This is a genomic window from Gemmatimonadaceae bacterium (assembly GCA_036273715.1).
Taxonomy (GTDB): Bacteria; Gemmatimonadota; Gemmatimonadetes; order Gemmatimonadales; family Gemmatimonadaceae; genus JADGGM01.
Window position 1 is genome coordinate 1 of sequence record DASUHB010000004.1, and the last position, 14,718, is coordinate 14,718.

A 14,718-nucleotide genomic window follows, 5' to 3' on the forward strand; every position below is an offset into this window, starting at 1 on the left:
CTATTACACTATGCTGCATGGTTGCGCTGTAGTGTGCCTTACGCTGCATGCTTATCCTGCGAGGTTCCTCGATTTATCGCAAGAATTCGCTGCCTAAGTACGCGCGCTCCGAACAGCCTAGCCCTCATCCCATGGCAAGGGAAGCAGTTCCGCCGCGCGCGTGGGACACGCCGCCATGTTTAGGCTGCGACCGCACGCAGTAGAATGAACGCGGACGTCGTGTAGACGCCGAGCGCCGGAGCGAGAGGCATAGGCGGTCCGCTGTTAGCGAAAGCGCCCGCGGGGCGGGCGCAAATCCTCAGATCGTGTGTCAACCGACCGTACCGCGGTGATCGGATGTCAGCTCGCCCGGCTCGCCGCCGCCCGCTCCCGCTCCACCAACGGCATCACCTGCTCCGCGAACCGCTCCATCTCCTCGAACTGCGGGCTGCACTGCAGCAGCAGCAAGTTGAGCCCCGCCTTCTCGAGGTCGATGATCCGCTCCGCCACCTGCTCCGGCGTGCCGACAAGCCCAGCGCGCAGCCCACGGTTAGACACCGAGTAATCCTCGAGACTCACCTGCTGCTCGAGCTTCGTGTTCGAGATCCAATCCTGATAGTTGTTGTAGCCCGGCGACCCCGGCGACACGTTGGTGATCCGCTCCATCTCGCGCCGCGCCTCTCGCTCCGTGTCCCGGACGATGAAGTACGCCGCCATTCCGTACGTCATCGGTTCCGCGCCCACCGCTTCGCGACGTTGCGTCATGTCGGCGATCTTGGGCGCGATGCGCTCGGCCGGATCGCCGTGCATGACGTATGCATCGCATGCGCGCGCGATGAGCGTCTTGGCCGCTTCCGATTCGCCGCCCGCATAGATCGTGGGGCGCGGCGCGCGCGCCGGCTTGGGCTCCAACACCAAGTCATCCACGTTGTAGTAGCGGCCGTGATACGAAAACGTGGGCTCGTGCCACGCGCCGTCGAGCACGTCGAGCCACTCCGCGGTGCGAGCGTACCGGTCGTCGTGCTGGTCGAACTGCACGCCGTACCGGCGCGCCTCGTCCGACCACCAGCTCGACACCACGTTGAGCGCCAAGCGCCCGTGCGCGATCTGGTCGATGTTCGCCGCCTGCTTCGCGAGAATGGCCGGCGAATGAAACGTCGGCCTAACGGCGACCATGAGTTCCAGCCGCTCCGTCACCGCCGCCAGCGCGGCCGCCGTCGACCAGGCGTCGAGCGCCGGCGCATCGATGCCCTTGATGTCGTTCAGAAAGAGCTCGGCGATGAGCGTGATGTCGTAGCCGATCTCTTCGCTGCGACGCGCCAACCGCCTCACGTAGTCCCAACTGCTGTCCATGTTCTCGTCCGGCACGTTGCGCAGCCAGCCGCCGAACACCGGAAGCCAATAGCCATACCGCATTACGCCGCCTCCACCGTCGTTAGGCCCGCGCGCGTCTCGAGGTAGTCCGCGAGCCGGGCGAAGGGGTCGAACCCGATGACGTTGGGCGCGTCGGCCACGAAGTTGGACAACGCGTTGATGTCGTAGAAGTAGTGCCTGCCATCGCGATCGTCGACGAGATACTCGATCCCGCCCACGTCCAGCTTGGCCGCGCGCGCGATGCGCTCCACCTGCGCGATGACGTCGCGCGGCGGGTGCGCCGCCTCGACCCGCATGCCGGTGCGAGGCGCGTCGATCGCACAGGCGCCGCGCACCAGCTCCACCCCATCCGTGCGCTGGCAGGCGTCGGCGGGACAGAGATCGTACGAGCCGGTCGCCGGATAGACGTTGATCGCGTACAGATACTCGCCGCCCAACGTTTCGACGCGCGTGATGTGCCCGTCGCGCAAGGGGCACGACTCCTGCACCAGCGCCGTGCCGTCGATGCCTAACGCAACCGAGCCGCGTGCAGTCTCGTCGGCCAGCGCCTCCGGGGTGTCGTAGCGCACGATGCCCGCGCCGCTCCCGCCCACGTTGGCCTTGACCAGCACCGGGAACCGGAGTCCCGCCGCGGCGCCCGGCGCTTCGGCCGCGTCGTTGATCACCACGGCGCGCGGATACGGCAGGCCCAACCCGTCGAGCAGACCGAGCTGCGTTGCCTTCGACAACTCGAGTGCATAGACGGCCGACCCGTTCACCGTGGGCACGCCGATGCGCTCCAGGTGCCGCAGCCAGTGCAGCGTGTAGTAGAGCGACTGCGCGTGCCCGCGCAGGTACGCCGACGGGCTCGCGCGATTGAACACGAGCGAGTACGGCGACTGGCGTTCCGACGGATCGAACCGATGCGACGCGGCGTCGAGCCGCACGTACGGCGTGCCGCGACGATCGAGCTCGGCGAACAGCGGCCGGAACCAGTCGGGATGCTCGTGAAAAATGGCAATCGGTCGATCGACGACGGACATGTGTGTCAACTCTCCATGGAAGACGACGACATCGCTCCGCGAACCGCACGAAGCCCTTCGGCGAGAGCAACCGCTTCGCCGGCGGCCATCCTCGCCCGCGCCATCAACTCAGCGTTAGGCGACCGTTCGATGAACTCGGCGTCCGTGCCGTAGACGCCGGCGGCCACGACGACCGCGCCGACGCTTGCGAGGAGCGGACGCAGCCCGTGATCGATGCACAGCGCGTGCGACGGCCCGCCGCCGGTCGCGATCGGAATCGCAACCTTCCCGCCTAACGCACCCGCAGCAAACAGGTCGCAAAACACTTTGAGTAGTCCGCTGTAGGTGGCGCGATATACCGGCGTGCTCACCGCCACGATGTCCGCCGCCGCCACCGATGCCAACGCCTGCTCCACCTCCGGCGCGGCGCGGCGGCCCAGCAACCCGTCGGCCGGCACGGTCGCGAGATCGACGAGCGTCGCCGCCACGCCGAGCGCGCCTAACGCCGCCAGCACGTCCTCCAAAAGACGCCTCGACTTCGACGCGGCGGAGGGACTGCCGGAAATGCCGACAACGGAAAAACCGTTTGAGCTCAAAGGACCCTTCCTCACACCAACACCTGGGACGCACCGAACCGTTCCCGATCCGGCCATACCGTGACACGAAACGGCCCGACTCTCCGAGCACAGAGAGTCAGGCCGGACTCGACGATGACGCGCTGCATGCGTGCGCCTTAAGCAAGCATCTTAGACGGGCGCGCACGTCTGGGTCAAGCGCGTGCGCGCAGCCCGCCACGGACGGTGCCACTCACGCACGGCGAGCTCTTCAACGGCTCCAACGCGGCCGACCAGGAGCGCCTCGAGCGCACTCGAGTCCTCAAGCTCGGCCCGCGACTGCCGCAACCAGTGTCGGACGACATCATCGTCGGCGTACACGTCCCGCAGCACCGCCAACACGAAGCGCAAACCTCGCAACCGGCGCGCGGTGCGCAGCAGCGTCGAGTCGCCGAAGATGCTCAGCGGCAGTCCAGCGTGCGCCGCAAGCTCGGCGTGCGTCGGGGTCCTCACGCCAGGACCGCAAAGCCACTTCTCGAGCTCATCCCTGCCCATCACTTGGGTCATTGCCCATCGCCTCCGCCGCGCGACTGGCTCGCACGCGCGACAGCCATTACAATAGTAGTTCGGTGTGTCTTCGGTTTTTGAAAGCTAGCAGATGATTCGGAGGACCACAAGAGAGGCGCGACGCTGGTGTCCGATGCGTGCAAAATGAATTGCGACTGATACCATCGTTTCCGATGAGATTCGACATGCCATCGAGCCCCATCGTCGCGCAGGCCGAGTTGCCTTATCACCGTGGGGCCGAGCAACTTATGTCTATGCCTTCGACTCGACCGCGCCGCTGGACGGAAGAGGAAGTCGCGCGCCTTATCGATGAACGCCCGGGCTACACGCCCCGGTACGAGCTCGTCGACGGGGAGCTGTTAGTTACGTCTCCACCGACGACGCGGCATCAGCGAGCGTTGATGCAACTGGCCTTCAGACTTGGCCCGTACCTCAGCGAGCAACGGATCGGCGAGGTACTGTTCGGGCCGGTTGACTTTCGGTTGCGCCCAGGGACGCGCTTCGAACCCGACCTGTGCGTCATTCCCGCGCCTAACGGACTTCTTTCGGCCGCCGTGGATCCGATTCGGCACGCAATGCTCATCTGTGAAGCCCTGTCCCCGAGCTCGCTGCGGCATGATCGCTTCACCAAGCGCCGAGCGTTCCAGCGTGATCGCGTACCTGAATACTGGATTGTGGACGGCACGTCCGAAACGTTCGAGGTTTGGCACCCGGACGACGAAAGCGCCAGGGTCATTGCCGACCGCCTAACGTGGCGCCCGGAGGGGTGCACGGCCCTGTTCGAGCTCGACGTGAAAGACCTGTTCGCGAGTATCGCCGACGGCGCGCCGTTGCGCTGACCCACACTCGGCGCCATTCTTCGGGCGCGGTCGCACCGCGTCCCCATGACGCACACGGATTTCATTCCGAGCACCAATCACCCCACCCCGTCGCAGCGGCGCGCGATCGAAGCCGAACCGCGCTCCCTGCTCGTGCTCGCCGGCCCCGGCGCGGGCAAGACGTTCTGCCTCATCGAGCGCATTCGATACCTCATCGAACAGCACGGGTTCGATCCGTCGCGCATCTGCGTCTTCACGTTCACCAATAAGGCCGCCGGCGAGATTGCGCACCGTCTCGAGACACGCGCCGGACTCGCGGACGCCGCGCAGCGCATCACGCGCGGCACGATCCACGCGTTCTGCGCCGATTTGCTGCGGCGCTACGGCGAGGACATCGGGTTGCCGGCCGGCTTCGGCCTCGCCGACGAGGATTATCAGTTAGGCGTCCTGCGCCGGATCGAAGGCCCTCGCCGCTGGCATCGCCACACGCTCACGCAGTTCTCGGCGTTCCGGTTTCGCAACATCGGCCTGCATCACGATTCGCTCGTCCTGTTCGACGCGTACGAGCGTCACCTCGTGCGACGCAACGTGCTCGACTTCGATCATCTCGTGATCAAGGCCGCGGAGCTCATGGAGCGCTCGCCGCGCGCGGCGGAGATTCGCACGCGATGGGACGTCGTGCTCGTCGATGAATTCCAGGATCTGAATCGCGTGCAGTATCGCATCATCCGCGGGCTGGCCCGGGACCATCGCCACGTCTTCGCGGTGGGCGACGACGAGCAATCGATTTACTCCTGGGCCGGCGCCGACCGCGCCGTGTTCACCACCTTCGACCAGGAATTCCAGTTAGGCGAGCGCCGGATCCACCTCGAGGAGAATCGCCGCTGCCCGCGCACCGTGTTTGCGCTCGCCCGCACGCTCATCGAGCACAACCCGCCGATCTTCACCGACAAGATCGTGCCGCGCGCCGATCGCGACGACACCTTCGCCGTGCAGGCAGTGGATTTCGACACCGACGACGATGAAGCCGCCTGGCTCGTCGCCGACATCGCGCGGGATCGCCGCGACCACCCCGATCTCGATTTCGGCGACGTCGCCGTATTGTACCGGAAACACGAAATCGGCGAGCGCGTCGAGACGGAGCTCGTGAACGCCGGCGTGCCCTGCCGCCTCGCTGCGGGGCGGGCGCTGGCAGAAGACCCCGTAGTGTCGTACCTCATCGCCGCGCTTCGCGTGATCGCGCGCCCCGACGATGCGCTGCTGCGGGACGGGTTCCTGCGCACCGTGCTGCCGCAATCGACCTTGCTCGAAGCCGAAGCGATGCAGACCACCGGCGCGAACGATTTGCGGGTGAAGTTAGGCCACATGCAGGCGCGCCTGCCGCGCCACGACGAGCGCGGCAAGCAGATCCGCCGCGCGACGGCCGACCTGCGCAACCTCGAGGCGGTCGGCAAGCAACACCCATCGGTCGCGGCGTTGGTCCAGGAGCTGCTCTCGCGCCGCGTCGGCATGCTCCAGTCGGTGCTCGGCGACCATCTGGACGACATCAGCGATCCGGCGTCGGTCCCGGAAGTGGTGCGCATCGCCGAGCGGCTGCGCGACGCACGGGCGCGCGGCGCGCGGCTCTGGATCCCTCCGTTAGGCGGCGCGGGCATCGCCATCGCCGGCATGCTCGGCGATCTCAACGTGCGCGCCGTGCGCGGCGACCCGCCGCCGGACTCGTCCCTGCATCTCACCGCCGCCGATGCGCCGACACTCGGACTGCCGCTCGCCGTGTTCAAGGCTGGACAGCTCCTCGAGATGACCGACACGCGCTCGGCGTTCACCAACTACACCGCCGTCGACCTCGAAACCACCAGCGCCGTCGCGGCCACCACGGAGATCGTGGAGATCGCCGCGGTGCGGGTGCGCGACGGCACGGTGGTCGACACCTACTCGTCGTTGGTCAAGCCGAAGGGTCCCATTCCGGCCGACGCATCGGCCACACACGGCATTCACGACGCCGACGTCGCCGGCGCGCCGCCCATCGCCGAGGTCTGGCCGGCCTTCCGGTCGTTCTGCGGCGACGATGTCATCGTCGCCCACAACGGCCACCACTTCGATTTCCCGATCCTCAGGCGCACGGCCAAGGCGCTCAACGGATCGTTCGACCTCAGCCTGTTCGATACGCTGCCGCTGGCGCGCGACCTGTTCCCGACGAGCCGCCGGTTAGGCGACTTGTCCCGCCAGCTCGGCATCCCCACCGGGCAATCGCACCGGGCGCTGGACGACACGGTGGCGCTGGCCAAGCTGCTGCCGGCGCTCGAGGAACGCAAACTCTCCCGCGCCCGCAAAACTGCGTTAGGCCACATGCTCGGCCCCCTCGGCGTTGCGTTAGGGTTGGATGACAGCGGGCCCCCGTGCGCGGAGGCGGCGCTGTTTGCCCGGATCACGAGGCCGTTTGCGTTAGGTAAGTACAGCACGTGCCTGGACTGGTACGAGCGCCACCGCGGCGCCGACGCGTCCCTCCCCTCCCTCCACGACCTGATCGAACGGTTGGGCGGCGTCGCGCTCATGCTGCGCATCCGCGCCGAAAAGACAGCGGACGAACGCTATCCAACGGTCATGGCGCGGCTTCGCCGCCTCATCGCCGAGATTCCCGACGGCACCCTGCAAGAGCAGCTGACCGATCTGCTCGAACGCATCGTGCTGTCGAAGTGGGATGGCCACGACCCCGAACGCGGACGCGTGAATCTCCTCACCCTGCACTCGACCAAGGGTCTCGAGTTCTCTCGCGTCTACATCGTGGGCGCGGAAGACGGCGAGATGCCCGGCGGCACCAACGCCAAGCCTGCCACCGAAGAGGAGATCCAGGAGGCCCGTCGCGTGCTGTACGTCGGCATGACGCGGACCATCGATCGCCTGGTGCTCACGCGCGTCCGGACGCGCGGCGAGAAACGCACGGGCGGCCATCGGTTCCTCGATGAAATGCGCCTGACGCCGAGCGCGCCGGCATGAGCCAGCCGTGGACCGTGGCCGTCGGGCCCGAGACGACATCGGCCACCTATGACGCTGCGTTAGGCGTTGCCGATGCTGCGCTCTTCGTCGGCGCGCACGGCGCGGGCGGAAACATGAGCGACCGAAGTATGGTCGCCACCGCCAAGGCGCTCACCGCCCGCGGGATCGGCGTCGTGCGATTCAACTTTCTCTACAGAGAAAAGAAGCGCGGCCGGCCCGATCAGATGCCCGTCCTCCAGGACACGGTGGCTGCAGTCGTCGAACACGCGCGCAGAGAGCTCGGCCCCAAACGGGTCGTGATCGGCGGCCGGTCGATGGGCGGTCGAGCCGCGTCCATGCTCGCGGCCCAGGGGTTCGCGGCTGACGGCCTGTTGTTGCTGGCCTATCCGCTGCATCCGCCGGGAAAGACCGGCCAGCTGCGCGATGCGCACCTGCCTGACATTCGGATGCCGGTGCTGTGCTTCTGCGGCACGCGGGATCCGTTCATCACGCGCGACATCATGGAGCGCGCGCTTCAACGAATGACGGCGCCGTGGGAGATGCATTGGGTGGAAGGTGCGGACCACAGTTTTCACGTGCTCAAGTCGTCGGGGCGAACCGATGCGGCGGTCATGGAGGATATGGCCGCCACCGCGCGGCGATGGATCGACCGCGCGCTTTAGGCGTGGGGGTGCGTTGCGCCAGACGCCAGTCTTTGCCTTGAGACAACACCACCATTCGACGTCCGCTTTGCGAGGAGAACACGATGCAATACGCGCTGCTGATTTACGAATTGCCGCGAGCTTTCGAGGCGCGCAAGAACGACGAGGACCCGTACATCGGCGCCTGGCGCGCGTACTACAAGGCCATCGTCGAGGCCGGCGTGTACGTTGGCGGCGATGCGCTCGAGATCCCCGAGACCGCGACGACCGTGCGCCTTACGAACGGCACGCGACGCGTGCAAGATGGCCCGTGCGCCGAGTCGAAGGAGCAACTCGCGGGCATCTGTGTGCTGGAGCTTCCATCGCTCGATGCCGCGCTCGATTGGGCGGCACGGTGCCCCGCGTCGTCGCTCGGCGCTGTCGAGGTCCGGCCGGTCAGTCACGAGGCGAGGATCCGGATCACCGGATGAACCCTGGCGGCGCGGCGGACGCGCATCGAACGATCGAACGCGTCGCCCGCGAGTCGTACGGCAGGCTGCTGGCGCGCCTCATCGCGCACACGCGCGACGTCGCCAGTGCCGAGGACGTGTTAGGCGACGCGTTGGTCGCGGCGCTCGCCACGTGGCCTCGCGACGGAGTTCCGAACAGTCCGGAAGCATGGCTCGTCGCCGCGGCGCGCAACTTCTACATCGATCGCGTGCGTCACGACCAGGTGGTGCGGGCACACGAAAGTGTCGTAATGACGCCGGATGTCGCGGCGATCGATACGAGCGCTCCGGCTGATTTTCCCGATGAGCGCCTCAAGCTGCTGTTCGTGTGCGCGCATCCGGCAATCGACCCCGCCATGCACACGCCGCTCATGCTGCAGACCGTGCTCGGCCTCGACGCGGCGCGCATCGCGCAAGCATTCCTGATTTCGCCGGCGACGATGGGTCAGCGTCTGGTGCGCGTCAAAACGAAAATTCGCATGGCCGGGATCCCGTTCGAGGTGCCGCAGCCCAACGAGTTAGGCGCACGGCTCGACGCCGTGCTCGAGGCCGTCTATGCCGCGTTCGGGATCGGCTGGAGTGCGATGCCGGGCGCCGACGAGCGCGGCCGCGAACTGGCCGAGGAATCGATCTGGCTCGCGCGCGTGCTCCTGGAGTTGATGCCCGACGAGCCGGAAGTGTTGGGCCTCTTGTCTCTCATGCTCCACTGCGAGGCGCGGCGCGCGGCGCGCCGGGAACCGGACGGTCGCTATGTTCCGCTCTCGGAGCAAGACGCGCGTCGCTGGTCGTTAGGCATGATCGACGAGGCCGAGCGGTGTCTCGGCCGCGCCTCGGCGTCGGGTTGCCCCGGCCGGTTTCAGCTCGAGGCCGCGATCCAGTCCGTGCACAGCGAGCGCGTGCGTGACGCCGCGACCAACTGGGCCGCCATCGTGTTGTTCTATCAACAGCTCGTGGCGATCTCGCCCACGTTAGGCGCGCGCACCGGCTACGCCGCCGCGGTCGGCGAGGCGACCGGACCCGCGGCAGGCCTCGCCGCGCTCGATACCATTGCCCGCCACAGCGTCTCGACCTACCAACCGTACTGGGCCGTACGCGCCCATCTCCTCCAGCGGCTCGGCCGATCGTGTGACGCCTCGGAGGCCTTCGACCGGGCGATCGGGCTCGCGGAAGACCCGGCAGTGCGCGCATTCTTGCTCCAGCGGCGCGGCTGATCGTCCGCGGCCCACCTGTCGAAATCGCGACCGCTCGCCCGTCACTCTCCAGAGGACGTGGCGATCGCCACGGTCCCGTCTCCACCTGATCGCCGGGGGATCTCCGCATGCGCCTAACCAACGTCAGGATGATCAATCTGGGAGCATTGGCACTGGCCATCATTCCATGCGCCGTGTGCGGCGCGCAGACGCACGAAGCCAAGAGCAAGTACCCGCAGATGGCGCCCGTCGAGCAGTACCTCATGCCGAATCGCGTCGAGGAAATCGCGTTGGCGCGAACCGCGGCTCCCAAATCCATCTCGCGCGATGCCGAGGTGCTCGTGCTCGGCCGGCACGGCTACGAGACCGCGGTCAAAGGCACGAACGGGTTCGGATGCCTGGTCGATCGGGCGTGGGATGCCGGGTTCGAATCCGCGGAGTTTTGGAATCCGAAGATCCGCGGCCCCATCTGCTTCAATCCGGCGGCGGTGCGCAGCATTCTGCCGCTGGTGCTCGAGCGGGCAAAGCTTGCGTTAGACGGCTTGACCGTCACGCAGATCATGGACAGCACCACCGCGGCCACAACGCGAAAGAGCAATCCCGTCCTGCACCCGGGAGCCATCTGCTATATGATGTCCAAGGCGGCATATCTCACGGACGGCGGCGACCACAACCTGTCGCACCTGATGCTCTACACGCCATCCGTCGATGGTGCATCGTTAGGCGCAGATGCGAAAGGCTCGCCGGTGATCATGGGGCAGCACAGCATTCCTGGAGCGCCGGCGCCGGTTACCGAGTTCTACGTTGCCGTGCCCACGTGGTCGGACGGGACGGCGGTCAGGGCGCACTGAAGGCGGACAAAATCCGGACACCGCCGGACACGACCGGCCGTGAAGGCGGACAAATCCGGACACCGCCGGATACGACCGGCCGTGAAGGCGGGTGATCCGGCTTTGTCCGGCCGTGTCCGGCTTCAGTGTACGACCGTTAGGAGCATGCGGCAGCCGTGTTCTGACCGCGCGGCGTGCACGACGCCTGCGCCAAAGACGATGACATCGCCAGCCGCCAACGCGTACTCCCTGCCGCCGGCGCTGAACACGACATCGCCCTCGATCACGTGGACGCTGACTGGTCCGTCGGCATTGTGTGCCGGCATGTCGCCGGGCGCGGCGAGGGCGAGCAGCGTGAGACGCAGCGCTCCTTCCTTCACCAGAGTGCGCGCGGTGCGTCCGTGCTTGGTGAGGAGCGTGGTGTCGATCGTTTGTTCATCGCGCGGGAGGTGATGAACGAGCACATCGCCTTCCAGCACGCGGTCGAGTGAAGACATGAGGGTTCGCCCAGGTTAGCAGGTCTCTGCAACAGATGCACACCACGGTCGGTGAAACGATGACGCGATGACGATGCGATCAGTATACCGTGCCGCATGCCGAGTTGCGCGATCCAACTTTGGCCGAGCAAATTATGGGCATGCCAGCCGCTCAGGGGCAACGTTGGACCCGGGAGGACGTCGAGCGCCTCGTTGAGGAGCGCGAAGGCTATTCGCCGCGCTACGAGCTCGTCGACGGCGAGTTGCTGGTGACCCCGAGGCCGGGCGGACGACATCAACGTATTGCGCTCGAGCTCGCGGTGCTGCTGCGCGACTACGTGGTTCGGCAGCGGTTGGGAGAAGTCCGTCTAGGCCCGGGAGAGGTCGCGCTCGATGGAGAGAGTCGTTTCGAGCCCGATATCTTCGTCGCGCCGGCGATCGACGGCCGGCGTGCGTCGGCTGACGCTCCGGTATCGCACCCGCTTCTCATTTGTGAGGTGCTGTCCCGCGGATCCGTGCGTCATGACCGCATCACGAAGCGCCGCGCCTTCCAACGTCATGCAGTTCCCGAGTACTGGGTGATTGATGGAAGCGCCGAGGCGATCGAGGTCTGGCGCCCTGGTGACGAGCGCGCGGTCTTGGTTGACGATACACTGACCTGGCAACCCGCGGGCTGCGGCGCTCCGTTCGTCCTGGATGTGAAAACGTTCTTCGCGGACCAGGCTGACGACGCGCCATTCGCCTAACGGTCGGAGTCTTCCGACCTATTCGCGTGTCCGCAACAAATGAACACCATCGTCAGCGTGTTGATGACGCCACGATGATGCGACCGCGTTACCGTGTCGCATGCCGAGTTGCGCCGCCCGCCTTTCGCCGAGCAGATTATGGTCATGCTAGCCGCTCAGGGCCACCGTTGGACCCGCGACGACGTCGGTCGCCTCGTCGACGAGCGCGAAGGCTATTCGCCGCGCTACGAGCTCGTCGACGGCGAGCTGCTCGTGACCCCGGGGCCAAACCGACGCCACCAGCGTGTGGTAGTCGAGTTGACTGTTCAGCTGAATGCGTACGTGCGCAGTCAGGGATTGGGCGAGGTCAGCCTCGGTCCGGGCGAGGTCGCGCTCGACGGAGAAAGTCGTTTCGAGCCCGACATTTTTGTTGCTCCGGCAATCGACGGTAGGCGCGCGCCAGGCAGTGACCCCGTTTCGGAGCCGCTTCTCGTGTGCGAAGTGCTCTCGGCGGGTTCATCGCGCCATGATCGCATCACCAAGCGCCGCGCGTTCCAACGTCATGGCGTTCCGGCATATTGGGTCATCGACAGCAGCGCGGAAGCCTTCGAAGTGTGGCGGCCGGGGGAGGAGCGTGCGACACTCGTCGACGACGTGCTAACATGGCGTCCGGCGGGAAGTCGGGAGACGTTTAGGCTCGATGTGCGCGCGTTCTTTGCGGACCTTGCCGACAATGCGCCGCTTGCCTGAAGGCGTAGAAATCGGACTACGCGGGATGAATTGATGTCCGCGTGAGTGCAGTAGTTTCTATGCTGGCGCATGCCGAGTTGCGCCACAAGACTTTGGCCGAGCAGATTATGGTCATGCCTGCAACGCGCCCGAACCACTGGTCTCGCGAGGCCGTCGCGCACCTGGTGGAACAGCGCGAGGGATACTCCCCGCGGTACGAGCTGGTGGATGGTGAACTGCTCGTGACGCCCGCTCCAAGCGGTCGCCATCAACGCATCACCTTCAGGCTCGCGGTTCTGCTCGACGAGTACGTGCGACGCCAGCACCTTGGCGAGGTGCGGTTAGGCCCGGGCGAGATCGCCCTCGAAAGTGACAATCGTTTCGAGCCCGACATCTTTGTTGCGCCGATGGTCGATGGCGTGCGCGCGCCCGCGAACGACCCGGTGACGAACCCGTTGCTCATTTGCGAGATAGTGTCTCCGGGATCTGTCCGTCATGATCGTATCACCAAACGTCGCGCGTTCCAACGCCGCGGCGTTCCGGAGTACTGGGGTGTGGACGGAAATTCGGAAGCGATAGAAGTGTGGCGCCCGAGTGACGAGGGCGCGATGCTCATTGACGACGTGCTAACGTGGCGCCCCACTGGATGCCGGGAGCCGTTCACGCTCGGCGTCAAAGCGTTCTTCGCGGACCAGGCTGACGCCGCACCTTCGCCTAACAAGCCGAGAAGCTAGGCCACGTTGGGCGCCTGATGCGCTACGCCGTGCGGTGAGGCGTTCCGGTCGTGTCCGGCTTCGTCCGCCGTTGTCCGCTCACAGAAATACCCGCCGAAACGCGTCCACCGCGGGCGGCCCCGATCCAGCGCCTTCGTCATGCTTGAAGTACACGTACGCCTCGCCCCACGGCAGCCCCGCGAGCCTCTCGGCCCAACCGCCTAACGCCGGCTCGTCGTAGTCCAGCCGATGCAGCCGCGCATACCCCCACGCCGCCGTCGCCACCACCGGCGACGCAAACTCCGGCTGCTCCGTGATGCACATGGCGATGTTCCGCCCGCGCAACACGTCGTACACGTCGTCCTCGAACCACGTCGGATGCCGGAACTCGATCGTGAACCGCCGATCGTTCGGCAACGTATCGACGAACGCCTGCAACCGCGGCAGGTCCTTCTTCAGATTCGGCGGGAGCTGAAACAGCACCGGGCCTAACCGCCCGCCCAACACCGACGTGTTCGCGAGCAGAAACTCCACCGCGCTCGCGCACTCCGGCTTGAGCCGCGCATGGTGCGTGATCCGCTGGCTCGCCTTGATCGCGAACGTGAACGCGTCCGGCACCTGCGCCGCCCATTCCCGCAGCACGTGCTCCTTGGGCAGCCGGTAGAACGTGTTGTTGATCTCGACGCTCGGAAACTTCCCCGCGTAGAAGCCGAGCATCCCGTCGTCCTTCAGATCCTCGGGGTAGAACGAGCCCTTCCACTCCTTGAACGCGTACCCGCTCGTCCCCGCGATCAACTTCACGACGCCTTTCTCCCCTTCTTCTGCGGCTTCTCCGTCGCCGCGGCCGGCGCCGCCGACAGACTCGCCTTGAGCGCTTCCATGAGGTCGATGATCTTGCCGCCAGTCTCCGGCGCCGCCTCCGCCGTGATCTCCTGACCCGCCACCTTGCGCTCGATGGTCTCGAGCACACGCTCGCGCACCGTGTCCTTGTACTTGGTCGGCTCGAACGCATCGGTCGACGTCTGCTCGATGAGCTGCTTCGCCAACGCCAACTCCGCCGGCTTGACGTCGCCTTCGGGCACCGTCACTTCGGTTGTCGGCCTAACTTCGTCGGCGTAGTGCAGCTGCTCCATCACCAGCACCCCGTTCAGCGGACGCAGGAGCACCAGGTACTGCTGCCCGCGCGCCGCGTACTGGCCAAGCGCCGCGCGGCCCGTGTCCTGGAGCGCGGCCACGAGCAGCCGGTACGCCCGGTCGCCGCCCTTGTCCGGACCCAGATAGTACACCTTCTCGAGATACTCGCGGTCCACCTTGGACAGCGGGACAAATTCAGCGACATCGATGGTGGCCGTCGCCTTTTCCTCGAGCGCCTTGAGCTCTTCCGGCGACAGAATCACGTACTGATCCTTCGCGAATTCGTAGCCCTTCACCGTTTCGTCGCGCGGGACGATGTCGCCGTCCTTCGAGCAGACGTACTGCTGCTTGAGGCGCGAGCCGCACTTCTTGTGCAGCATATTGAACGAGACGCTGGCCTTGGATTCCGACGACGAATACAAATTTACCGGGACAGAGACCAAGCCGAACGAGATCGTGGCAGCCGCGATTGGACGAGCAGGCATAAGCGCGAGAGAATAGG

The 14,718-nt window shown here is 66.2% G+C and carries 16 protein-coding genes; 9 read left to right on the forward strand and 7 right to left on the reverse strand.

Annotated elements, in window-relative coordinates; all coding sequences use genetic code 11:
* Window positions 1-339 precede the first annotated feature (339 nt).
* From VFW04_00360 to VFW04_00375, 4 genes are all read right to left on the reverse strand, one after another.
* On the reverse strand, window positions 340-1,395 hold the full coding sequence (locus tag VFW04_00360; GenBank protein HEX5177753.1) for an LLM class flavin-dependent oxidoreductase: 1,056 nt from the start codon (window positions 1,393-1,395) through the stop codon (window positions 340-342).
* The gene (locus tag VFW04_00365) at window positions 1,395-2,375 is read right to left on the reverse strand and encodes a hypothetical protein (GenBank protein ID HEX5177754.1); all 981 of its coding nucleotides are present in this window, start codon (window positions 2,373-2,375) and stop codon (window positions 1,395-1,397) included. Before VFW04_00365 ends, VFW04_00360 begins: the two co-directional genes overlap by 1 nt.
* A gap of 5 nt (window positions 2,376-2,380) precedes the next feature.
* Entirely contained in the window at window positions 2,381-3,007 is a 627-nt protein-coding gene (locus VFW04_00370; GenBank protein HEX5177755.1) for an NAD(P)H-dependent oxidoreductase, read from the reverse strand.
* Between the two features lie 93 nt (window positions 3,008-3,100).
* On the reverse strand, window positions 3,101-3,421 hold the full coding sequence (locus tag VFW04_00375; GenBank protein ID HEX5177756.1) for a hypothetical protein: 321 nt from the start codon (window positions 3,419-3,421) through the stop codon (window positions 3,101-3,103).
* Between the two features lie 308 nt (window positions 3,422-3,729).
* Between VFW04_00375 and VFW04_00380 the strand changes: the two genes are divergently transcribed.
* The 6 genes from VFW04_00380 to VFW04_00405 all read left to right on the forward strand — a co-directional run bounded on the left by VFW04_00380 (window position 3,730) and on the right by VFW04_00405 (window position 10,460).
* Entirely contained in the window at window positions 3,730-4,314 is a 585-nt protein-coding gene (locus VFW04_00380) for a Uma2 family endonuclease (GenBank protein ID HEX5177757.1), read from the forward strand.
* Window positions 4,315-4,359: 45 nt separating this feature from the next.
* On the forward strand, window positions 4,360-7,290 hold the full coding sequence (locus VFW04_00385) for a UvrD-helicase domain-containing protein (GenBank protein HEX5177758.1): 2,931 nt from the start codon (window positions 4,360-4,362) through the stop codon (window positions 7,288-7,290).
* Window positions 7,287-7,952: an alpha/beta family hydrolase gene (locus tag VFW04_00390; GenBank protein HEX5177759.1), complete on the forward strand. Its 666-nt coding sequence runs from the start codon at window positions 7,287-7,289 to the stop codon at window positions 7,950-7,952. The genes VFW04_00385 and VFW04_00390 overlap by 4 nt, the downstream gene beginning before the upstream one ends.
* 83 nt (window positions 7,953-8,035) lie before the next feature.
* Window positions 8,036-8,401 (forward strand): YciI family protein, encoded by a 366-nt coding sequence (locus VFW04_00395; protein ID HEX5177760.1) that lies wholly within the window; start codon window positions 8,036-8,038, stop codon window positions 8,399-8,401.
* Window positions 8,398-9,630, forward strand: coding sequence for a DUF6596 domain-containing protein (locus VFW04_00400; protein ID HEX5177761.1), 1,233 nt, complete (start codon window positions 8,398-8,400; stop codon window positions 9,628-9,630). The genes VFW04_00395 and VFW04_00400 overlap by 4 nt, the downstream gene beginning before the upstream one ends.
* 128 nt (window positions 9,631-9,758) lie before the next feature.
* Window positions 9,759-10,460 carry a hypothetical protein gene (locus tag VFW04_00405; GenBank protein HEX5177762.1) on the forward strand — a complete coding sequence of 234 codons (702 nt, stop codon included), beginning with the start codon at window positions 9,759-9,761 and terminating at the stop codon, window positions 10,458-10,460.
* A gap of 122 nt (window positions 10,461-10,582) precedes the next feature.
* Here the strand turns inward: VFW04_00405 and VFW04_00410 are convergent, their stop codons facing one another.
* On the reverse strand, window positions 10,583-10,936 hold the full coding sequence (locus tag VFW04_00410; GenBank protein HEX5177763.1) for a cupin domain-containing protein: 354 nt from the start codon (window positions 10,934-10,936) through the stop codon (window positions 10,583-10,585).
* Between the two features lie 89 nt (window positions 10,937-11,025).
* On the opposite strand from VFW04_00410, the gene VFW04_00415 reads away from it, so the two are divergent.
* The 3 genes from VFW04_00415 (at window position 11,026) to VFW04_00425 (ending at window position 13,103) form a co-directional block, all read left to right on the forward strand.
* Window positions 11,026-11,661 (forward strand): Uma2 family endonuclease, encoded by a 636-nt coding sequence (locus tag VFW04_00415; GenBank protein HEX5177764.1) that lies wholly within the window; start codon window positions 11,026-11,028, stop codon window positions 11,659-11,661.
* 93 nt (window positions 11,662-11,754) lie between these two features.
* The gene (locus VFW04_00420; GenBank protein ID HEX5177765.1) at window positions 11,755-12,390 is read left to right on the forward strand and encodes a Uma2 family endonuclease; all 636 of its coding nucleotides are present in this window, start codon (window positions 11,755-11,757) and stop codon (window positions 12,388-12,390) included.
* Window positions 12,391-12,503: 113 nt separating this feature from the next.
* Window positions 12,504-13,103 carry a Uma2 family endonuclease gene (locus VFW04_00425; protein HEX5177766.1) on the forward strand — a complete coding sequence of 200 codons (600 nt, stop codon included), beginning with the start codon at window positions 12,504-12,506 and terminating at the stop codon, window positions 13,101-13,103.
* Window positions 13,104-13,181: 78 nt separating this feature from the next.
* Here VFW04_00425 and VFW04_00430 read toward each other — a convergent pair whose 3' ends face one another.
* On the reverse strand, window positions 13,182-13,883 hold the full coding sequence (locus VFW04_00430; GenBank protein ID HEX5177767.1) for a DUF72 domain-containing protein: 702 nt from the start codon (window positions 13,881-13,883) through the stop codon (window positions 13,182-13,184).
* The gene (locus VFW04_00435) at window positions 13,880-14,701 is read right to left on the reverse strand and encodes a Ku protein (GenBank protein HEX5177768.1); all 822 of its coding nucleotides are present in this window, start codon (window positions 14,699-14,701) and stop codon (window positions 13,880-13,882) included. The genes VFW04_00430 and VFW04_00435 overlap by 4 nt, the downstream gene beginning before the upstream one ends.
* Window positions 14,702-14,718 lie beyond the last annotated feature (17 nt).